General features: G+C 53.0%; 7 protein-coding genes and 1 other annotated feature. Of the genes, 3 read left to right on the forward strand and 4 right to left on the reverse strand.

Annotated features, from left to right (window positions below):
• The first annotated feature begins 188 nt into the window (after positions 1-188).
• Positions 189-456 (forward strand) — a binding site (T-box leader).
• Between the two features lie 62 nt (positions 457-518).
• The 3 genes from asnS (at position 519) to LLG09_01830 (ending at position 4,627) form a co-directional block, all read left to right on the forward strand.
• Entirely contained in the window at positions 519-1,913 is a 1,395-nt protein-coding gene (asnS, locus tag LLG09_01820; protein ID MCE5195857.1) for an asparagine--tRNA ligase, read from the forward strand.
• A 27-nt stretch (positions 1,914-1,940) separates the two neighbouring features.
• Positions 1,941-2,222 carry a thioredoxin family protein gene (locus LLG09_01825; protein ID MCE5195858.1) on the forward strand — a complete coding sequence of 94 codons (282 nt, stop codon included), beginning with the start codon at positions 1,941-1,943 and terminating at the stop codon, positions 2,220-2,222.
• A gap of 380 nt (positions 2,223-2,602) precedes the next feature.
• Positions 2,603-4,627 carry a diguanylate cyclase gene (locus LLG09_01830; protein MCE5195859.1) on the forward strand — a complete coding sequence of 675 codons (2,025 nt, stop codon included), beginning with the start codon at positions 2,603-2,605 and terminating at the stop codon, positions 4,625-4,627.
• A gap of 75 nt (positions 4,628-4,702) precedes the next feature.
• Here LLG09_01830 and LLG09_01835 read toward each other — a convergent pair whose 3' ends face one another.
• The 4 genes from LLG09_01835 to LLG09_01850 all read right to left on the reverse strand — a co-directional run bounded on the left by LLG09_01835 (position 4,703) and on the right by LLG09_01850 (position 23,069).
• Positions 4,703-5,350, reverse strand: a complete 648-nt coding sequence (locus LLG09_01835) for a signal peptidase I (GenBank protein ID MCE5195860.1) — start codon at positions 5,348-5,350, stop codon at positions 4,703-4,705.
• Between the two features lie 253 nt (positions 5,351-5,603).
• Positions 5,604-21,296 (reverse strand): hypothetical protein, encoded by a 15,693-nt coding sequence (locus LLG09_01840; GenBank protein MCE5195861.1) that lies wholly within the window; start codon positions 21,294-21,296, stop codon positions 5,604-5,606.
• Positions 21,297-21,367: 71 nt separating this feature from the next.
• Complete coding sequence (locus LLG09_01845) at positions 21,368-22,465, reverse strand: HD domain-containing protein (protein ID MCE5195862.1); 1,098 nt, start codon at positions 22,463-22,465, stop codon at positions 21,368-21,370.
• Positions 22,466-22,535: 70 nt separating this feature from the next.
• On the reverse strand, positions 22,536-23,069 hold the full coding sequence (locus LLG09_01850; GenBank protein ID MCE5195863.1) for a hypothetical protein: 534 nt from the start codon (positions 23,067-23,069) through the stop codon (positions 22,536-22,538).

Raw genomic sequence — 23,069 nt, forward strand, 5'->3', positions numbered from 1 at the left:
TACCCAACTCAGGAATAAATCCACCCCCTCGCTATCCACTCACTCCCCAAAGCAAGCGGCTGTCTCCCGCAGCGCGGCATCAGCCTCCGGCTGCAGCTGCCGGAAGGAGATTGCCGCTTGCCGATCTCTCCTGCATATTCTGCTTGACAAAAGATCTCAGTTTCGCTATAATAAATCAACTTCATCCACATTAAACGATGACGCGAAGAGTAACAAACAAACTGATTTTTCAGAGAGTCGGGAATGCTGCGAACCCGATAAGTCAATGTTTGCCAAGAACACCGCCGAGTTGCCGCCCGAACAAAAAGCCGGCTTCCTTTGCTTTTTCAGTAGACGCGGCCGGGTTCGCCCGCTGCAGCGATTCATGAGTTGGGAGATTGCCATCCGCAAATATTCGTCAGCGGGCAGCATCTCCAAAGTGGGTGGCACCGCGAATAGCAGCCCTTCGTCCCGCTGTAAAGTTTACAGCGTCAACGAAGGGCTTTCTTGATAGCAAGAAAAAACAGGAGGTACTGAAAATGACTGTCACCAAAATCAAACAACTCTACCGCATGGCACAGCCGCCTTACGGCCAGACCATCACCGTCGCCGGCTGGGTTCGCACCACCCGCTCCTCCAACAGTATCGGTTTCATCGAACTGAACGACGGCAGCTTTTTTAAAAACCTGCAAATCGTATTTGAACCGCAGCAAGTCGCTAATTTTGCGGAAGTCGCGAAAATGCCCATCGCAACAGCCCTCAAGATCAGCGGCAGCTTACTTCAAACTCCGGCTGCCAAGCAGCCCTTTGAACTGCACGCGCAGGAAATCATTGAGCTGGCGTCTTCCTCTGCCGATTACCCGCTGCAGAAAAAACGTCATTCCCTGGAATATCTGCGTGAAATTGCCTGGTTCCGTCCGCGTTCCAATCTCTTCTCCGCTGTCCTGCGCGTCCGTTCCGTGGCGGCTTTTGCCATCCATCGTTTCTTCCAGGAGCAGGGTTTCGTTTACGCCAACACTCCTTTGATCACCGACTCCGATGGCGAAGGCGCCGGCGAAATGTTCCGTGTCACCACACTGGATCTGATGAACCTGCCTCATCAGGCAGACGGCAGCATAGATTACAGCCGGGATTTTTTCGGCAAAGAAACCCATCTCAACGTCACCGGTCAGCTGCAGGCCGAAGCGATGGCGATGGCTTTTCGGGACATTTACACCTTCGGACCAACCTTCCGGGCTGAGAATTCCAACACCACCCGTCATGCAGCGGAATTTTGGATGATGGAACCGGAAATGGCATTTGCCGATTTAGAGGACAACATGGCCAACATCGAAAGTATGATCAAATATGTCATCAACTATGTCCTGCAGGAATGCCCGGAAGAAATGGAATTCTTCAACCAATTTGTCGATAACAATTTACTGACTCGCCTGAACAATGTGGTCTCCAATGAATTCAAACACCTTTCCTACACCGCAGCGGTCGAGCTGCTCCTGCAGAGCGGACAGTCGTTCGATTTCCCCGTCTCCTGGGGAATGGACTTACAGACAGAACATGAGCGTTACCTGACTGAGCAAATTTTTCAAAAGCCTGTCTTTGTCTACGACTATCCGAAAGAAATCAAGGCTTTTTACATGCGCCAAAATGACGACGGCAAGACCGTGGCGGCAGTCGATTTGCTGGTACCCGGCATCGGTGAAATTGTGGGAGGCAGCCAACGGGAAGAACGTTATGATGTGCTGATCCAGCGGATGAAGGAATTGAATATGGACCTGACACCTTACAGTTGGTATTTGGAATTACGCAGATACGGCGGGGTATATCACAGCGGCTATGGTCTCGGTTTTGAACGATTGGTGATGTATCTGACGGGAGTCAGCAACATTCGCGATGTCTGCCTCAGTCCGCGCACAGTCGGCAGTATTTCATTCTAAGCAAAACGAAAGGAAGTTTTCCATCCCATGAAAAAAATCACCCTGTTCTATTTACCGCATTGTCCCTATTGCCAAGAAGCCCTGCGGATGCTGAATGAACTAATCGAACAGCATCCGGAATATGCTGCCATCGAAATCGAAAAAATCGATGAAAGTCAGCAAATGGAACTGGCAGCCAAGTACGATTATTATTTTGTTCCAACTTTTTATCTCGGCAGTCAAAAAATGCTGGAGGCGGCTCCGTTCAAAGGCGTCGGCAGCAAAGAAGCCGTTGAAGCAGTCCTGAAGGCTGCGCTGGCAGAGGCGTAATTTCTGCTAAAAATTGAACCGTCCCTACAATCAAAAGGCAAGACCGCGTTCCGACTGCTTCCCGGAATGCCGTCTTGCCTTTTTCATAGAAAAAATACGACAATCTGTCTTTCTCTGCCGGAAAAATTCGATTATTTTCTGAAATAAAACAATTCGTAATTGACAAATACTGTTGGAAGATTTATCATGAAACTATTACGCAATATAAAAAAAACTTATTTGTTTTTTTATCTGTCGATAAACATAGAAAAGCGCTCCTCGTGTTTTTGCTTCACGCTCGACGATCCTAAAAAACAGATCGCAAGATGCCGTTCGGAGGAATCCAGGCAAAAATCAATTGCGGACCACGGATCATGCATCTTTGGAGGTGTTTCAACTTCATGCGTCTCATTCGAAATGATGGATTCTTAACCAACCGTCATCACTTTACCCCCAGTCACCCGGAATACCGCAGCGTGATTCTGCTCAATGTGGTCCTGCTGGCCATGATTCCCATATCTGTCTTTTGTGCCTTCAGCAATCTGTTTTTTTTTCAAAACGCCACCCTGGCAGCTGTCAACCTGCTGGTCATCCTCTTCGCCTGCGGTCTGCTCTGTTATTTTCATAAGACCAATCAATTTATCAAAGCCAGTCATCTTACCGTTTTGCTTCTCCTGTTTTCTTTGAGTCTATATATTGTTTTCAATGGGACCGCCAACTATGCCCTTTATTGGATTTGCTGTTTCCCTCCCTATCTCTACTTCCAGCTGGGGTTAAAGGTTGGCCGGCGTCTGACTCTGATCTATGGTTCGGGGCTCTTAATTTATCTTCTCAGCCGGCATGAACTATGGCAGCCTGCCGGCATGAACTGGAGCGCTATCGGCAATCTATTCTTCGCCACCTTGATGCTAATCCTGATCATCGATTATTTCGAACAAAGCAGGAATGAAGTATCCGCTTTTGTGAGAGAAAAAAACCGTGAATTGAACCTCACCAATGAAGCGCTGCAAAACAGCCAGGAGCAATTGCGGCTGATTCTGGATTCCACCGCCGAAGCGATTTATGGCATTGATCTGCAGGAAAATTGTACTTTCTGCAATCAAAGCTGCCTGGCTTTATTGGGCTATCAAAGAGAAGAAGACTTGCTGGGTAAAAATATGCACAGTCAAATTCTGCATAACCTGCAAGACGGCAAAGTATGTCCGCCGGAAGAATGCCGCATCATCGCATCCCTGCAGGAAGCCAGTACTTTGCATGTGAAGGAGGAAGTTTTCTGGCGGGCCGATGCCAGCAGTTTTGATGCGGAGTACCATTCCTATCCTCAATATAAGGACGGAAAAGTAACCGGTGCCGTGATCACTTTTATGGATATTACCGAACGCAAAAAAGATGAAGATCGGATCAGATTTCTTAGTTATCACGATTCTCTGACCGGTCTTTTGAATAAAAGCCGCTTTTATGAACAGGTTGCCGCAATGGACACCGAGCAGAATCTGCCGATCTCCCTGTTATTCGGCGACATCAACGGTTTAAAATTAATCAACGATATCTTCGGTCATAGCCTTGGTGATCAATTGATCCAAAAATCAGCGGAAATCCTGCAAAAAACCTGCGGGGACTCGGCAATCATTGCCCGGGCAGGCGGAGATGAATTTATTCTGCTCTTGGCGAAAACAGATGCCGCAGCAGCAGAAAAAATCACAGACAAAATTACGGCGGAACTTTTTAAAGAAAAAGTATCCGGCATTCCCTGCAGCATGTCTATGGGGTTCGACACCAAAACAGACTGCTCCCAGGATATTGAACGGACGATTCTCAATGCGGAAAGCAATATGTACCAGAATAAAACCAGCAACCGCAAACAAATCGACTCAGGCATACTCAACACGGTGATCTCAACCCTGCATAATAAACATCCCCGGGAACGTCAGCATTCCCTCAACACCGGCAGGCTTTGCAGCCAAATTGGGGCGGCTTTGCAACTGCCCGAAACCCGAATTAAGAAACTGGGACAAGCCGGCTATCTGCATGATATCGGCAAAATCGTTTTAAAGGATGAAATGCTGCGGACCGATACGATGACAAAAGAAAAACGGGCAGAGCGGCAAAAACACCCGATCATGGGTTACCGTATCCTCAATTTATTTGACGAAACCTTGGATTTAGCGGAGTCGGTTTACAGCCATCATGAAAACTGGGATGGTTCCGGTTATCCGAAGGGATTGCATGGTCTGGAAATCCCGGAAATGTCCCGTATCATAGCAGTCGCTGAGGCTTATGATGCCATGACGAATATTTATTGCAGCAACCCTTTATCCAATGAAGAAGCGCTGCTGAAGATGAGCGAAATGGCAGGCAAAGTCATTGATCCCAACATCACCGCCGTATTTATCGCACTGATGTCAAAAAAACCGGAAACGGCATAAGATTGGCGCTCCTTGTTAATTCACTGCAAAAAAATCCCAGCTGTTGACAGTCTGACTGTCAACAGCTGGGATTTTTTATTCTTTTGGCTGATCGTCCTTGTTACCCTGTTTTTCCGCCAGTTGCTGACGCATTTTTTCCAACTCGGCTTCCAATGCCTGAGTCTGCCGGTTCTTCTTACGGTTGAAAAGCATGCGGCGCAGAACATCATATAAAATAAACAATACCAGCGGACAGGCGATAAAAATTACCATACCAATCGGTGTCTGCATAAAAATCGCGAAATTACCCAGTTTGGAGACATGCAGCAAATATTGCCCTTCCACCATGCTCTCCAGGACCGGATTTCTGTCATTGACGTTGTTGTTATCCCCTTTGGTAGTAAATTTACGCCCGTCGGTGCTCTCGGTGATCTCGACGATTCTATGGGTAATGACTGAATTCCCCTCGCGATAGGAAATGACATCGCCGACCTGCAGGGTATCAGTCGCTACTTCTTTCACCAGGACAAGATCTCCTGAGTAAAACTCCGGTTCCATTGAGCCGGACAAAACAATGAACGGTTTATAACCGAGAAAGCTTGGTACTTCGTTGGGATAGACAAAGGATTTCACGATCAGCGTTGCATTGATGATCAGAAGCGGTAATAATAGGATACAAAGCAGGATGCCGATCACCGTCACGGTTTTATCCCATGTTTTTTTGGTGTGATCCGTCGTGTTCATCTCAAAACCCCCACTCAATTTTTTCCGGATTGGCATAGCGGAATCGTTCCTGCCGGACCAGCGTTGGCCGGATCCGGCGCAATCGATTCTGACCTGATTTGTAACCTTGACTCTGGATCTGTCTTGCAAAGGAACCGCTTACCGTTTCCTTTATCAACCAACCGATAATGTGATTATATGCCGGCAAAGTCACTCAGTCAATAGTTTTTTGCGATATGAAAAGATTTTATACGGTGTTGTCCCATTTTGTGCTCTAGTCGTTACCCGTTTTTGGAAAAATCGCGCTGACCGTTCCGGAATCAGCGGAGTTTGTCACCGTGACTGCACCGGCGATGCTGAAATAATTGTCAGGGATGCCAATGGTTGTATAGCCTTCCGCTGCTGTCAGGCTAATCACAGCCGTGTAAACAATGTTTTTTTTGAACTTATCTCCGGGCGACGGATTCCAGACGATGGTGGCTGTATATTGACTGGTAGCATCTACCATCAGATCGGGTGCGGCATTTTTAACGGGCGGCGTAATACCGGAGATGACGGTCAGGTCAATCGGTTTCGCTGTGACAGCCGCCGTGGCAGCACTTTCTACGGCGCTGCCGGCGGTGATTCCCGTTGCGGCTATTGGCGTCACTTCAAATTTCAAGACAGCGCCGATCACAGCCGCCGTTACCAAATACGTTTTTGCCTCGGCGCCGGTGATCAAAACCCCATCGGCATACCAGCGGAAAATAGAACTACCTTCGAGATCACCGTTCACATCACTGTAGCTATAATTGCCTGTTAGCGTTTGACCAAATTGCGCCATGCCGCTGATTGTCACATTGGTAGCTTGCGGCGCTGCTTCGGCCGGTAGCACGGCGGCTGTTGCGGTGCTGATTGCCGCCAAACCACTGCTCGTGCCCGTTGCTGCCATCGGTGTCACTTCAAATTGGATCGCTTTCCCCAGTTCATTCGCCGATAGCACATAAGTCCGCTCCGTGGCACCGGAGATTTCCGTATCATCGGCAAACCAGCGGAAAATAGAACTACCTTCGAGATCACCGTTCACATCGCTGTAGGTATAATTGCCTGTCAGCGTTTGCCCTACCTGCGCCGTACCGCTGATGCCGACTGCGTCGGCAGTCGGAGCCGCTTCCGCTGCCGTTTCCGCCACTGCCGCAGTCGCTTCGCTCAGTACAGCACTGCCGGCGAGTATGCCGCTTGCCGCCACCGGTGTGACTTCAAAGCGAACCGCTTTCCCCAATTCATTCGCCGATAGCACATAAGTCCGTTCCGTGGCACCGGAGATTTCCGTATCATCGGCAAACCAGCGGAAAATAGAACTACCTTCGGGATCACCGTTCACATCACTGTAAATATAACTGCCTGTCAGCGTTTTGCCAACCTGTAAAAGTCCGCTGATGCTGACCAGGCTGACGCTGGGCGCCGTTTCGGCTGCCACAACGTTCGCTGTCGCAGCGCTTTGCACGGCTGTACCAGAGGTGATGCCGCTTGCGGCTATCGGTGTGACTTCAAATCGGATCGCTTTCCCCAATTCACTCACCGTTAGCACATAAGTCAGCTCCGTGGCACCGGGAATTTCCGTATCATCGGCATACCAGCGGAAAATAGAACTACCTTCGAGATCACCGTTCACATCGCTGTAGGTATAATTGCCTGTCAGCGTTTGCCCTACCTGCGCCGTACCGCTGATAGCGACGCTGCTCACAAAGGGAGCCTCCTCTGCTGCCCGCACCGGCCCGACTGCCTCGCTTGTTTTCACACCGCTGTAACTACCGGAACCAGTGATAATCACCCTAAGATAAGAGGAATCATCCGTCTCTGTCGGCGTATAATTCTTGTCTGTTGCTCCCAAAATATCTTCAAAATTACCGGTTGAAGCGGTGCCTCTTTGCCATTGATACGTTGCCGTCGCCGCTGCCGGGGTCAGATTGCCCGCAGTCAGCTGACTGCCAACCTGTGCGGTACCCTGGATCGCAGCCATCGCTGAAATTGCAGTGGCCGGCGCAGAGGTTACTCTACCCGTAGTATAAGCACTCTCTATTGTGCCGCTATAAGCTCCGCTGCCGGTTACCACCACTCTGAGGAAAGACCAACTGTATTGCAGATTCACAACATAAGTATTGGCAATGGCTCCGTTGATTAAGTCAATAGGACCGCTGTCCGGTGTCTGACAAGCTTGCCATTGATAGGTGACAGTTGCGCCCAGCGGCAGGACCGTTCCTGCGGTTAAAGTTTGCCCTTCTGTGGTGGAACCGATAATTGGCGAGATCGCTGTGATCGGGCAGCTCGCTACCGCAGCTGTTTCTGCGCTGATTTGCGTCCCGTTATAAACGCCTGCACCGCTTACTTTCACGACCAGGAATTTGTTGTAATCGTCCGCCGTCAGCATGTAGCTCGCCGCAGTCGCACCGGCAATGTCACTGTAGCTGCCGCCGGCAGAATTCGCTCGTTGCCACTGATAGGTTACACTAGCGCCGTTTGGAGTGACGCTGCCCGCCGTCAGCAATTGTCCGACTTGTACCGTTCCACTGATAGGTCCGAACGCCGTGATGGGAATTGCGCTATTCACGACCGGACCGGTAGCAACGCTGTATACACTGCCAAAATAGCTGCCGGTGCCGCTCACCATCACTCTGAGATAGCGATTCAGATCAGACTCCTGCATGGTATAACTTTCTTGTGTCTCGCCGGCAATATCCGTAAAGCTGCCGTTTGATGCATTACTGCTCTGCCATTGATAATTGACCGTGGCGGCAAGCGGCGTAATGCTGCCGGCTGTCAAGGTTTCTCCCTTGATCGTGCTGCCGCGGATCGGACCGATTGCCGTAACCGGGGCCAGACTGACCGGCCCGACTGCCTCGCTTGTTTTCACACCGCTGTAACTACCGGAACCGGTGGCGACGACTTTGAGATAATAGTTGTAATCCGCTGCCGACAGACGATAGGTCTTGCCGGCCGCACCGGGAATATTGGCATAAACGCCGTTTTCGGTCTCGCACTTCTGCCATTGATAGGTGGCAGTCGCGCCGCTCGGGCTCAAAACCCCGGCAGTCAACAAGCTGCCGACCTGCGCTCCGCCGCTTGTGGCAGCGATGGAAGACAATGCTGTGGCGGTTCCGCCAGTGATGATGCTGACGGAATAGGCACTGGCGACACTGCCCGTATAGGCTCCCGTCCCTGTCGCGACAACCCGGATATAGTTTTGGCTATAGCGTAAGTCCGCGATGTAATAGGTAGCCGCGGTTGCCCCGCTAATCACCGCAGGCGTTCCGCTTCCCGGTGTTCTGGTTACCTGCCATTCGTAGGTAACCGTCGCGCCAAGCGGGCTCACACTGCCGGCTGTCAGCGTCTGGCCTTGCCTCGTTGTGCCGATCAGATCGGAAATTGCCGTCAGCGGGCAGGCAAGTACCTGTCCTGTGGCTGCGCTCGTAACCGTTTCCGCATAACTACCGGATCCGGTTGCTCTGACCCGGATATACTTCGCATAATCCTCAACCTGCAAGGTATAATTTTTGGCGGTTGCTCCCGGAATATCGTCATACGTGCCGTTCGCTTCGGCTGCTCTCTGCCACTGATATGTGACTGTGGCATTCCCCGGCGTCAGACTTCCCGCGGTCAGCACGCTGCCGACCTGTGCGGTTCCGTTGATTGCCGTAATGGCGGTAATCGGTGTCAGGGTCAGACCCACCGGACCACAATAAGCGCTGGTGATGCTTCCCGTGTAGCCGTTGACGCCAGTGATCACTACCTTCAAATAGTAACCGGCATCCTCCGCTTGCAGAACATAAGTATTTTGCTGAGCACCGTCGATATTGAGATAGGCCCCCCCCACTGCCGCGCTTCTCTGCCACTGATAGGTCAGGTTAGCGGTAGCCGGCTGCGCCGTGCCGGCAGTCAGAGCCTGACCGACAGCCAGTGAACCGGCTGTCGCGCCGATACCGGTGATCGGACAGGCAGTAACCCCGGCGGTAGCGGAACTGATCACGCTGCCGGTATAAACTCCGGAACCGGTCGCCACCACCTTAAAAAAGTAATTCAAGTCAGCCGCCGTCAGGACATAAGTCGTTTTGCTGGCTCCGCTGATATTTTCAAAACTGCCGTCGGCTGTAGCGCAGCGCTGCCATTGATAAGTTGCCGTGCCGTGCGGTGTCAGCCCGCCGGCTGTCAGCGTTTGTCCTACCACAGCGCTGCCGCTGATGGCGGCAATACTTTGCAGCGGAGTCAGTTCACCCGCACTCACTCTGGCGACGGTGGATTCACTGATCACAGTGCCGCTGTAAGCGCCCTTGCCCGTGGCAATGACGCGAAGATAACGATAGCTGTCCTCGCCGGTCATGGTATAGTTTATCGCCGTGGCGCCGGGGATATCGCTGTAAGTCAAACCATTGCCGGTGTCGGAACGCTGCCATTGATAATCGGCGGTCGCTCCGCCTGGCGTCAATTCGCCGGCAGTCAGGGTTAAGCCGATTTTTGTGCTGCCGATTAGATCCGCAATGGCCGTGACCGCCGCTTTTTGCACCAAGCCTGTTGCCAAACTGCTTAAGCTGCCGCCATAGTTACCCGAACCGTTGACCGCCAGGCGGATATAATAACCGTATTCGCTGGCGGTCAACAGATAATAACTCTTGGTGGCGCCGACAATGTCTTCGTATTGGCCATCCGGCGTCAGACACTTCTGCCATTGATAGGTTACCGTCGCCCCTGCGGGAGACACTGCCCCGGCCGTCAGTTGCTGCGCTACGGCAGCCGTACCATGAATCGCTTCCAGCGCAGTCAGCGCAAACGATGCATTGCTGATTTTACTGCTGGGCGCACTGCTGATGCTGCCGCTATAACTGCCGCTGCCCGTAACCGTCACTTTCAGATAACTGTTATAATCGGCTTCGCTGATTGTATAATGAGCAAAGGTCTCACCCGTTAAATCGGTATAGACGCCGTCTGCCATCGGACTGATTTGCCATTGATAAGTCACCGTCGCGCCGCCCGGTTCGATGGTTCCCACGCTTACTGTCTGCCCGATTGCCGCCATGCCGCCGATCGGTCCCAGCGCTGTTATCGTTCCGGCTTCGACCGGTCCTGCAACCGCGCTGACAACTTTGCCAATATAGCTGCCGGAAGCAGTGGCGACGACCCGCAGATAGTATGGATAATCAGCCGCCGTCAGCCGATAAGAATTGTCTGCCGCACCCGGAATATTCTCATAAGTGCCGTCGGCAACCGTACACTTTTGCCATTGATAAGTTGCGTCCGTACCGGTCGGACTCAGATTCCCCGCAGTGAGCGTATTGCCGACTTTGGCCGTGCCGACAATCGGATCCATTCCGCTGAGGGTAGCAAGCACGGTTCCAACCACGCGGCTGGTTGTTTGGGCGCTGGCGATCGTTCCGCTATAAGCGCCGCTGCCGGTAACCAGCACTCTGAGATAGCGATAATTATATTCCGCAAGCACAATGAAATTCTGCGCGGTCGCTCCGGCGATATCAATAAAACGGGTCTCATCGGTTGCATCTGAAGTCTGCCATTGATATGTGACCGTCGCGCCCAGCGGCGTGACCGTGCCGGCGGTTAAGGTTTCTCCCGCGGTTGTGGTTCCGATGATATCCGAAATGGAGGTGATGGGGCAGGCTGCCGTCAAAGCGGAAACCGCACTCGTTACACTGCCGCTGTAACTGCCGGAACCGACAGCAGTGACCTTCATATAACAATTATAATCCGCAGCGGTTAGGCGATAAGTCGAGCCGGTCGCCCCTGCAATCGGTTCATAGCTGCCTTCTTCTGTAGAACAGCGCAGCCATTGATAGGTCGCGGTGGCAGCGGCAGGCGTTAAAGCTCCCGCGCTGATCGTATTGCCGACCTGTGCAAGACCAACAATCGCGCCGATTTTGCTGATGGGCGTATGGGCACTGCCTACTCTACCGGCGGTCGGCGCGCTGGTGGCGGCAGCGGTATAACTGCCGTAACCGGTAGCAACAACGCGGAGATAGTAATTGAAATCAGCCGCTGTGATCGTATAGGTCGCCGAAGTGGCTCCGCTGATATCAGTATAGCTGCCGCCGGCTGTTCTGCATTTTTGCCATTGATAGGTTACGCTGGCTTCAAACGGTGTCAGAGCGCCGGCGCTTAAGGTTTGGCCGATCATGGTCGTACCCTTGATGGCGGCAATCGCAGAGACAACACCGGTAGTGGCCGGGCCGACCGCGATGCTGGTCAGGCTGCCTGTATAGAGGCCGGAACCCAGCACCGTAACCCGCAGATACTGATTGCAGTCTGCCGCTGTCAGCGTATAAGCCGCATTGGTCGCGCCGGCAATTGGTTCATACTCGCCCTCTGCTGCCGCAGAACGGTACCATTGATAGGTCACCGTCGCTTCGTAGGGAGTCAATTCGCCTGCAGTCAGCGTGCGGCCGACCTGGGCGCTGCCGCCGGTGGCTGCAAGGCTGATCAGCGCAACGCTGCTTTGCGTGACCTTATGCACGGTGGAGTCACTCGTCACGCTGCCGGTATAAACGCCCGTGCCGGTCGCAATCACTCTTAGGAAGAACTGACTGTCCGAACCGGTGATCTGATAGCTGCTCGCCGTAGCACCTGTAATATCCACATAGGCCCCGGTGGTGCCGCATCTCTGCCATTGGTAGGTCACCGAAGCGCCGAGCGGTGTGACTGTTCCGGCTGTCAGGATTTGTCCGATTACGGTGGTACCAATTACATCGGAGATGGCGGTCAACGGCCCTTTCTGCACTTGCGCCGTAGCCGCGCTGGTAATCACGCCGGAGAAACCGGCGGAGCCTGTCGCGACTACCTTCAGATAAGCTTGATAATCGTCGGCTGTCAGCAGATAACTGCTGCCGGTGGCTCCACTGATCGCAAGATATTCGCCGTCTATCGTGGCGCATCTTTGCCACTGATAAGTTGCGCTGGCGCCGGCTGGCGTCAGAACCCCCGCAGTCAGAAGGTTGGCTACCTGAGGCAGACCCCCGATTGCCGTGATACCGTTGAGAACTCTACCTTGCGTACTGACCGGTCCGATAGAGACACTGCTCAGCGTACCGGTGAAATTTCCTGAACCACTGACCGACAGACGCAGATATTGCAGATCATCCTCTGCCGTCAGCACATATTGATTTGTATTCGCCCCGGCAATATCACTGTAACTACCGTCAAAGGCCGTACTTCTTTGCCATTGATAAGTTACCGCAGCGTTAGCGGGCAGCAATTGATCCATTGTCAGAGTTTCACCGATGACCGGGTTGCCGCTGATTGAAACGCTGATCAGCGTTTCTTTTGCAGTAGCCGGAAAGACTGCCGTTACGCTGCCGCTATGAGCTGCGTTGGCAGCAACCGCTCCCGTCACCGTAAAGCTGTTATGCTTGACTTTCGCCAGACTATAGCCTGCTTTCGGCGTAACCTGAATGGTCGCAGTATAAACTGTATTGGCGGCAAAAGTAGATACTGCAGGAGACCAGACCAGGGAAAGCGTATATTCCGTTGTTTCGGCTAGACTCACCACCGGAACGGCTCCTTTCACCGGAGCAGTCACCCCATTAATGGTAAGCAGGCTGATATCCGTTGTTACCGCGTTTGTTTTGGCGCTGCGGGCAGGATTTCCGATTTTTTTACCCCTGGTCGCCACCGGAGTGACTTCCACATCGATCTGTTTTTGCTGCAGTGCTGCTGTGATAACTAAGGTTCTTGCGGTAGCGCCGCTAATTGCCGTACGATTCGGATTTCCTGCCAGTATCAACATTTGTGAGCCATCACTGAGGTCACTGGCATACCATTGAATCTGGCTGTCGCCTTCCGGATCGCCATTGAAATCCAGATAAGTATAATCTACGCTCAGCGTTTCGCCAACCATAGAGGTTCCTAAGATACTGACATTGAGCGCCAGCGGCGCCATTTCTTCCACCAGTACAGCCGGGGTCGGCAGACTTCTGCTGGCTGCGCCGGGTGTCGTGCCGCTTTGCGCTGCCGGCGTCACTTCAAAGCGAATGGTCTTACCGCTTTCCGCTATCGTCAGCAGATAAGTGAGGGAGGTCGCGCCGCTGATGGGAGTATCATCCGCATACCACTGGAAAGTACTCGTTGCCTCCGGATCGCTGTTGCTGTCGCTATAAGTATAGGAACCGGTCAGGGTTTGTCCAACCGAAGCGCTGCCGCTGATGCTGACATTGTTGGCCCGCGGGGCGTCCGCTGTCACCACCGCACAACCGGCAGTACTTCTGACTGCCGTACCGCTTAAAGTACCGCTGAGCGCGATGGGGGTTACTTCAAATTGAATCGTTTTGCCGAGCTCAGCCGCCGTGATCAGGTAGGTATTTGCCGTTGCGCCGCTGATCGCGGTATTGTCCGCCAGCCAGCGGTAAGTCGAAGTTCCCTGCAAATCGCCGTTCAGATCGCTGTAAGTATAATAGCCACTCATCGTCTGACCAACTTGCGCCGAACCGGTGCTGCCGACATTACCGGCGACCGGTGCAGCTTCCGCATAGACGACCGGTCCGACGGCAGCGCTGGTATAACTGCCGGAATAGGCACCGGAACCGGTCAGGCTAACCCGCAGATATTGACCAAGTTCGTTGGCGCTCAGCGCCAATGTGGCATTGGTTGCCCCGGCTAGATCCGTAAAGTCAGCCGCATTGCCGGTAGCGGAAATTTGCCATTGGTAAGCACCGGTGGCCGCCGCCGGGGTCAAGCCGCCCGCCGTTATCGTATTGCCCACAACGGCTGTGCCGCCGATCGGCGCCATGGCCGAAATCGGGAAAGCGGCGATGCGATCCGTAGAAGCGCTGATCACTGTCCCGGTATAGGCACCGGACCCGATGGCGACAACGCGCAGATAGTAGTTGTATTCTACCACCGTGACAAGGAAGGTTGAAGCAGTGGCTCCGGCTAGATCGGTATAGGTCCCATTGACTGTGGTTGAAATCTGCCACTGATAGGTTACGGTGGCATTGGTCGGCTGTACAGCGGCTGTCAGAGTCTGTCCCGCCTGCGCCGTACCGTTGATTGCAACACTGGTCAGGGGAGTAGGAGTTTCTACGACTGGCCCGGTATAATTGCTGGTGACGGTGCCGGTATAGGAACCGGAACCGGTCGCTTTTACTTTGAAATAATAGCCATAGGTTTGAGTCAAAGGTATTGTATAGGTGTTGGCTGTCGCACCGGCAATATCGGTATAGCTGCCGGATATACTGCTGCTGACCTGCCACTGATAGGTCACAGTAGCCAGCAATGGCGTCACCGTGCCTGCGGTCAAAGTCACGTTGCGGGCAGTGGTATAAAGGATATCCGAAATGGCAGTAATCGGCGTCGTTTGACTGAGTGCGATGACCGGCCCCTTAAAGCCCGAAATCACAATACCGGTATAAGCTCCGGTTCCCGTTGCGCTGACCTTGAGATAGTAACCTAAATCCGTATTTTGGATGGTATAGGAAGCAGAAGTTGCAGCTGTGATCGTTTCATAAGTTCCATCGGAAGTCAGGCAGCGCAGCCATTGATAAGTAACCGTGGCACCGTTCGGCGTCAGACTGCCTGCACTGACCAGCTGTGTTGGCGCTGTTGTACCAATGATCGACCCAATTGCAGTCAGCGGAGTCAGGGAGGTTTTTGCGCCGATGGCAACACTCACCTTTTCTAAACTGCCGCTGAAAGCGCCAGAACCTGTGACCACTAACTTAAGATAATAGCCTACTGTATTTGTCCCCTGACCGGAACCCAGTTTATTTTCCGGAACAACGATGGCTGCGGTCGTTGCTCCGATCAAATCCCAACCTTGTGGATTCGGACTATTGGAAAGATACCACTGATATGTCACGGTTGCGTTGGCAGGGGTAATTACTCCCGCAACGAACGCTTGCCCAATATTGCAGCTGCCGGTAAAATCTCCGAGCGCGGTGATAGGGCAGGCGGCAATGGCTCCTTTCACAGCAGCATTCTCCACACTGCCGGCATAAACACCGGAGCCGGTGGCGACGACTTTGATAAATTTACCATAATCAGCAGCTGTTAAAGTGTACTGCGAATTCGTTGCTCCGCTGATGTCGGTATAGTTCCCTCCGCTTGAATCCGCCCGCTTCCACTGATAGGTCACACTGGCATTAGTCGGTACGATAGCTCCCGCTGTCAGGGTTTGGTTAACAGTCGCTGTCCCTGTAATCGGTCCAATCGAGGTGAGCGATTGAAAGGTTGCACTGACCGGTCCGGCCGCAGAACTCGTCACTGTCCCGGTATAGCTGCCCGTGCCGGTTGCAATGACTTTCAAAGAACAATTCAAATCGGACGCTCCCAGGAGATAAGTTTTTTCGGTCGCGTTGGCGATATTGCTGAAGTTCAAACCGGAGGAATCGGAACGCTGCCACTGATAAGTGACCGTGGCATCAAGCGGTGTCAACGGTCCGGCTGTAATGGTTTGTCCCGTAGCGACGGTGCCGCTGATGCTGCCGATAGCAGTCAGCGGTGCTGCCGCAATCAAAGCAGTCGGCGCGCTTTCTACCCAACCGGAAAAGGAACCGGCACCGGTGGCAATCACCTTAATATAAGCATGATAGTCACTGCTCGTTGTTGTATAGCTGCTGGCGGTTGCTCCGATAATTTCAGCATAGGTTTCCGCTCCGGCAACTTTGCGCAGCCATTGATAGGTGACCGCCGCGCCGTAAGGTGTGGTGGCACCGGCATGCAGGAGCTGACCGACCTGTGAAATCCCGGTGATGGCACTGATTGCGGTGATCTTAAAGGGGTAAGGTTCGATGCGACCGTAAGCGGCGCTGAGTAAACCGGCCGTCGGATTTGTCTCATAAGCTCCGGTGCCAACAATTAAAACTTTCAGATAACCATCATCATCCGCATCGACAATCGTATAGCTTCTGCCGGTGGCGCCGGCAATATTGCTATAATCTGTACCGTTTTTACTGGCGCGCTGCCACTGATAGGTGACCGTGGCATCAGCAGGCGTCAAGACACCCGCAACCACTGTCTCACCAACCGCCGGTGTACCGGTGATATTGCCGGCTGTGACCAGTTGCTTCAGGGTAATTGACGTACCGCTGGGATTGACCGAACCGCTGAAGGTGCCACTGCCGGTCGCGACCGGTCTGACATATTTACCAAAATCGGCTGCTGTCAAAACATAACTGCTGGCAACAGCACCGCTGATATTGGCATACGCACTGTCGGACGCTCCGGCAGAACGCTGCCACTGATAAGTCACTGTTGCATTGCTTGGTGAAACGGCTCCTGCCGTTAAGGTTTGCCCTACTCTCGCCGTGCCACCGGTCGCTGCAATGCTGATCAGCGCCGTGGGAACCGTACCGCTGGGTGAAATCACAGCCGTCGGTAAACTGGTTACTGAACTCTCATACGATTGACTGCCGGTGACTAGAACCCGCAGATAACATGCTACATCCGCATTTGTTAATAAGTAGGTGTTGGCTGTGGCATCCGTGATATTGGTGTAATTGCTGCCGGAGGTATCGCTTCGCTGCCATTGATAGGTGACAGTCGCTCCGAGAGGAGTCACTGCACCGGCAGTCAGCGTTTGACCGGAGATCGTTGAACCGCTAATGTTGGAGATTGCTGTGATCGAACCCTTGCTGATCAGATCGGTCGGCGTACTGATGACTTCGCCAAAATAGACACCAGTGCCTTCGGCAATTACTTTCAAATATTTCCCATAATCGGCAGTGGTTAGCGTATAGCTGCTGCTCGTCGCTCCGCTGATATTAGCGTAAGTACCGTCGGCTTCACTGGAATTTTGCCACTGATAGGAGACGGAAGCACCATACGGCAGCACGGTACCGGCTGTCAGCACCTGACTGACTTTGGTTACGCCGGTAATGGCGCTGATCGAGCTGATGGCATTGGGGCTGCCGACCGGTCCTGTGTTGTTGCTGTACACCATACCGGAATAACCGGAAATCCCGCTGACCGCTACCCGAATATAATAAGTGTTATCCGCTGTGACCAACGTATAGGTGCTGGCGGTTGCACCGCTGATGGCTGCATAACTGCCGTTGACATAACGCTGCCATTGGTAACTGACAGTCGCTCCGTAGGGTGTTACTGTACCGGCAGTTAGAATTTGATCTACTTCCGCCTTGCCGATGATATTGGAAACAGCGGTGATCGGACACACCGCCACAGGGCCAAGGGCTGTGCTGCTGATGCCCTCGGCTGGCGTAGCATAGATACCGGCACCGTGAACAACCAATTTGATGTACTGATTGAGATCACTTGGTGTCAGCGTGTAGGTTGCCGTTGTCGCTCCGCTGATGTTACTGTAAACTCCGTTGATTTCCGTGCAGCGCTGCCACTGATAGGTAACGGTCGCTCCCAAGGGTGTGGTCGTACCTGCGTTTAAAGTCTGGCCGACGCGGGCAATCCCGTCGATGGCGCTGAGTGCTGTAATTGGCGTTGCATTGGTTAATACCGGACCGGTGCGCAGACTAGTCAGAGTTCCACTGTAATAACCGAAGCCGGTCACGGTAACTTTGAGATATCGGTTTTCATCGCCGGCAGTCAGGGTGTAGGTATTGGAGGTTGCGCCGGTAATGTCGCTGTAATTCTCACCGTTCAGATCGGATCTCTGCCACTGGTAATTGACTGTTGCGGCGGATGGTGTCAGATTGCCGGCGGTAATCACCTGCCCGATCGTCGCCGTACCGCTGATCGAACCGATCGCGCTGAGAGGGGCTGCCGTGATGGGACCGGCATAACGGCTCCAAACCGTACCGCTGTAGGAACCGGAGCCGGTTGCTTCCACTTTGAAAAAATAGCCTTTATCAATTCCTAAGATATTATAAGTTTTCGAAGTTGCACCATTCACCACAGCGTAAGTACCGCTTGCCGTATCGCAGCGATACCATTGATAGGTGACGGTAGCACCGTAAGGTGTGACTGTACCTGCTGTCAGCGACTGAAATACTTCCGTCAAACCAATGCTGTCTGCAATGGCAGTGATGGCGGTGATTCCGCCGGTATTGGCTTTCGGCACAATATAATTGCTGAGCACTGTTCCGGTATAAGGCAAGATTCCGGTCACTGCCACTCGGATATAGATAGTGTTAGTCAAATTGTTATCCGCGGCGACTAAGGTATAGCTGGCTGAAGTTGCTCCTAGAATATCTGAATAAGTGCTGCCGCTGTTAGTGGATCTCTGCCATTGATAACTCACCGTGGCACCGGCAGGGGTTACCGTTCCTGCAGTCACCGTGTAGGTGATCACCGTGGTACCGCTGATATTGGTGATCGAGATTAACGGACAGGCGGTGACTGAACCCACCGCACTGCTTTCCACGCTGGCAGCATATGCGCCGGAGCCGGTCGCTTTGACGCGGAGATACTTGCCTAAATTTGCGGCGGTTACCGTATAGGAAGAAGCTGTGGCATAACTGAGATCCGTAAAGGGCCCGCTCAGGCTATCCGCTGTCTGCCATTGGTAAGTCACCGTCGCATTCGTCGGTGCCACAGCACCGGCGGTCAGCATCGAACCAACTTGAGCGGTTCCTGTAATCGCACCAATGGACGTGATATTCTGTGTGCTGGTCGCTACCAGACTGCTGCGGGGGCTGATGACTGTGCCGGTATAAGCACCATAACCGGTTGCCACGACTTTTAAATAGCAGTTTAGGTCAGCATCACTCAAGGTATAACTGGCGGAAGTTGCACCGGCAAGATCTGTATAGATACTGCCGCTGAGATCGGATCTTTGCCATTGATAGGTAACCGTCGCCTCGGCCGGAGTCAGGGTGCCGGCGGTCAAAACCTGTCCGGATACCGTGGAACCACTAATCGCACCGATGGCGGTAATCTGCTGCGCCGCCGTTTTAATCGGACCGATGCTGGCGCTGACTGTGCCGGAGAAGGTTCCCGAGCCGGTCGCCACCACGCGGTAAAATTGATTCAAGGCAGCCGCGGTTAAGTAATAGCTGCTATTGGTTGCTCCGCTGATGTTGGTATAGGTCCCATTGAGAGCAGTGCTTTGCTGCCACTGATAGGATGCTGTCGCTTCCGCTGGGGTCAAGGCGCCGGCGGTCAAGGTTTGACCAATATAAGGCGTGCCATTGATTGCAGCCATAGCGGTGATGGCCGTCGCCGCAAAGACAACCGGTCCGGAGCTGACGCTTTCCACACTGCCGCTATAACTGCCTGTGCCGCTGATTCTCACTTTGATATAGTGGTTCTTATCATCAAAAACCAAAGTATAGGTGGAAGAGGTGGCGCCAACAATCTCGCTGTATTCGCCGTCCGCACTGTCTGCACGCAGCCATTGATAACTGACGGTCGCTTCCGCCGGTGAGCAGGCTCCTGCGGTTAAGGTTTCATACTGACGGGTGGTGCCGCTGATTTCTCCGATACCGGTTAAGGGAATGCCGCTTACTTTGGCGCTGGGGCTGCTGTAAACCGTCGCGCTGTAATTGCCGCTGCCGCTGGCAGCGACTCTGAGGTAATTGTTCTTATCGGCAAGCACTAGGGTATAAGCAATGTCCGTTGCTTCGGCAATATCGGCATAGCTGCCGTCAATCGTCTCGCAGCGCTGCCACTGATAGGTTGCCGTGGCGCCGGAAGGAATGAGGTCAACAGCCGTCAGCTGTTGGCCGATGATTGCGGTTCCGCTCAGATTGACACCGGTTAGATTTTCTTTGGCCGTTGCCGGGAAGATTGCCGTGATCAACCCGGAATTCGCTGCGTTGGCAGCGGTCGCACCCGCTACCGTAAAGAAATTCTCGGCGACACCGGCTAAGGTGTAGCCGGATTTTGGCGTGAGCGAGATCGTTGCCGTATAAACGGTATTCGCCTTAAAGGGAGAATCCGCCGGTGACCAGGAAATGGCAGCAGTATACTGCTCGGTAGCCGTAACGCTTGCTGCCGGCAAGGCGCCTTTGACCGGAACGGTTACGCCTTCGATAGCAGGTAAGGAAATCGGCAGCAATGCTGTTATGGGGAAAACGGCCGTTACCACCCCGCTGTCGGCGGCATTGGTTGCGGCAGCACCCGCCACGGTAAAGAAGTTTTGCGCAACGCCGGTTAAGGTATAACCCGTTTTCGCCGTCAGTGTGATGGTCGCGGTATAGATCGTATCGGTCAGAAATTGGCTGTGCGCGGGGGACCAGGTAATGCTTGCCGTATATTGCTCCGTAGCGCTTATGCCGGCGACCGGTGTCGCACCGATCACCGGCGGCGTCACGCCGGCAATCGCGGCCAGGTTAATCACGGCAGGCGCCGTTCTGGGGAAGACCGCCGTCACTGCGCCGGAATTCGCGGCATGGGAGGCGGCGGCGCCGTCTACCGTGAAAAAATTCTCGGGCACCCCATCCAGGGTATAGCCGCTATTTGGCGTAATGGTGATGGCAGCGGTATAGACGGTATATGCTTTGAAAGGAGAATCCGCGGGAGACCAGCTGATGCCGGCCGTATATTGCGCATTGGCGGTGACGGTGAGGTCGGGCACTTCCCCTCGGACCGGTACCGTGATCCCCGCAAGGGCGGCAATCGTGATGGGAGCCGCGCTGACCGGACCCACAGCAGCGCTGGTCAGTTGGCCGCTGTAACCGTCGCCGCCGGTGACCGTCACTTTGATAAAGCGGCCGTATTCGGCAGCCGACAGCGTGCAGGAGGCGGCAGTGGCGCCGCTGATTGCGGTATAGCTGCCGTCAATGGCGGCACTACTGAACCACTGATAGGTGGCGTCGGCCATCGCATCAGCGGGAGTCAGCGCGCCGGCTGTCAGTAATTGCCCCACTTGCGCCGTGCCTTCTATCGGCGCCATTGCCGTTAACGGAAATTGCTGCGCGGAAGTAAGCGAAATCGTGTAAGTTTTTGGTTCCAGTACATATTTAGAAAGCGACAGCCGAGCTGCCGCCGGTGAAAGGAAAAATGTCAATACAATCAGAGCACAGAGAAGCAAGATCCGCTTTGGCGCCGAACCCGTTCTCATCCGCTTTGGTTTTTTCAATTTCTCATCCCCTTTCCGCCGATCGGAGCGTCTGTCGCCGAGGTTTTTTAGACTGCCGGCTATTTTTCTGTCTAATCGACCCGGTCCACAATGCGTGCCACAAATAAGTCTGCAATGGTCGGATCAAATTGGCTGCCGGAAAATTTCTTGATTTCTGCAATGGCAGACCGCTTGTTCATCGCCTTGCGGTACGACCGGTTATTGGTCATGGCATCATAGGCATCCAGAATCGATACGATGCGGGCGAGCAGCGGTATTTCCGTTGCTTTCAGACCAAGCGGATAGCCTTTTCCGTTCCAGAATTCGTGATGACAAAGAATGTCATAAGCGATCGGTTTCAGCTCTTCATAAGAGAGCGCCATGCGATAACCAATTTCGGTATGCTCGTGAATCACCTTATTTTCAGCTGCCGAGAGGGCAAACGGTTTGGTTAAAACGGAATCGCTGATAATAAATTTCCCGATATCATGCACAATGGAAAGTAATTCCAAATTGTTCATCTGATGATTTGATAAATGCATTTCAGTCCCGATTGCGCGCGCATACTTGATCAGGCGCAGGGAGTGTTCTTCCGTTTCCCGGCTTTTTTCATGCATGACCGTGGCAATGAAATGGATTAAAGAAGTACACTGTTCCCGATTCTGCAGCAGCTTATGCTGATTCATGTTTTCTATTGCGGTTTTGATGATCGTTTCCAGCGCTTCCTGCGGTTTGCTCTTGGTGGCGCAGCCGCAGGACAGGGTGATGACGACCGTTCCGTCGCCGATATTGCTTTGAAAGGTACTGAAACGATGAATAATTTGCGTTAGAATACGGTCGGCTTCCAGATCATTGGTCTCTGGTAAAAGAATGCTGAAACTTTTACCGACAATAGCTGCCAAAACACCCGCTTTGCGGCAGCAGTCTTTCAGTATTTCCACCGAGCGGATCATCAGCCTGTCTTCTTCATCGCAGCCCAAGGAAGCGGCGTCAAAGCCAGGACCATTGATTTCACCGATGATCAAGGAAAAAGGCAGCCGGTTCTCATCATCCAGCTTCTTCATTTCCTGCCTTAAGTAATTATGGCGATATAAACCCGTTCTGGGATCGCGATTGTTAAAATATCCGGCATCAATCCCCGGCCCGGTCGCCTGATCCCACGGATAATTCTCATCCATCGTTCCATTCATTGCCCGACTCCCCCCTTTCTCTGCCGCGCGAGATTTTCTATCTTTGCAAAAAAGTGTCCCGCTTTTGTTCTTAGGTCAAACTGTCTACCTGCTCTGCTTCAATCTTGATCTGCAGTGTCTGCTGCTTGTCGAGATAAGCGGAGCCGGCATCGGTCTCATCCCAGGTGATGGTCAGCGTATAGCTGTGCGTAATCTGTCCGCCAAACCCCAGATAAACATAGCCATCGCCGGCAGAATCATAAGTCGCAGCGGGTTCCAGCGTATACGAAAAGGGTAAGTTCGGCAAAACCGGATTCCATTCAACCGTGACTCTATATTTCAATAAAACCTGATTCAGGTTGCTGTTTTCAAAATTAACGATGTCAAAATGATAAACCAAAATATCGCCGGGCAAGAGGTCGCCGACATGCAAACCGCTGCCTATCTCTAAAATCTCAGTTCCGTTGAGCTCTGCGCTCTGCGGCAGATAGCTGAGGACAGGTTTCGCGACCGAAACCGTGTCCGTTCCCTCTCCGGTGGTACTGAATTTGGAAAGAGAAACGGCGGCAACCACGACGGTCACCATCAGCAAATAAAGAAGATAGACGACATAGCTTTTTTTCAT

Source organism: Negativicutes bacterium (assembly GCA_021372785.1).
GTDB lineage: Bacteria > Bacillota > JAAYKD01 > JAAYKD01 > JAAYKD01 > JAJFTT01.

Bases quoted from the DNA above. Each gene is read 5' to 3' on its own strand.
- LLG09_01845 (MCE5195862.1), bottom strand. From the start codon at position 22,465: ATGAATGGAACGATGGATGAGAATTATCCGTGGGATCAGGCGACCGGG.
- LLG09_01830 (MCE5195859.1), top strand. From the start codon at position 2,603: ATGCGTCTCATTCGAAATGATGGATTCTTAACCAACCGTCATCACTTT.
- LLG09_01825 (MCE5195858.1), top strand. From the start codon at position 1,941: ATGAAAAAAATCACCCTGTTCTATTTACCGCATTGTCCCTATTGCCAA.
- LLG09_01850 (MCE5195863.1), bottom strand. From the start codon at position 23,069: ATGAAAAAAAGCTATGTCGTCTATCTTCTTTATTTGCTGATGGTGACC.
- asnS (MCE5195857.1), top strand. From the start codon at position 519: ATGACTGTCACCAAAATCAAACAACTCTACCGCATGGCACAGCCGCCT.
- LLG09_01835 (MCE5195860.1), bottom strand. From the start codon at position 5,350: ATGAACACGACGGATCACACCAAAAAAACATGGGATAAAACCGTGACG.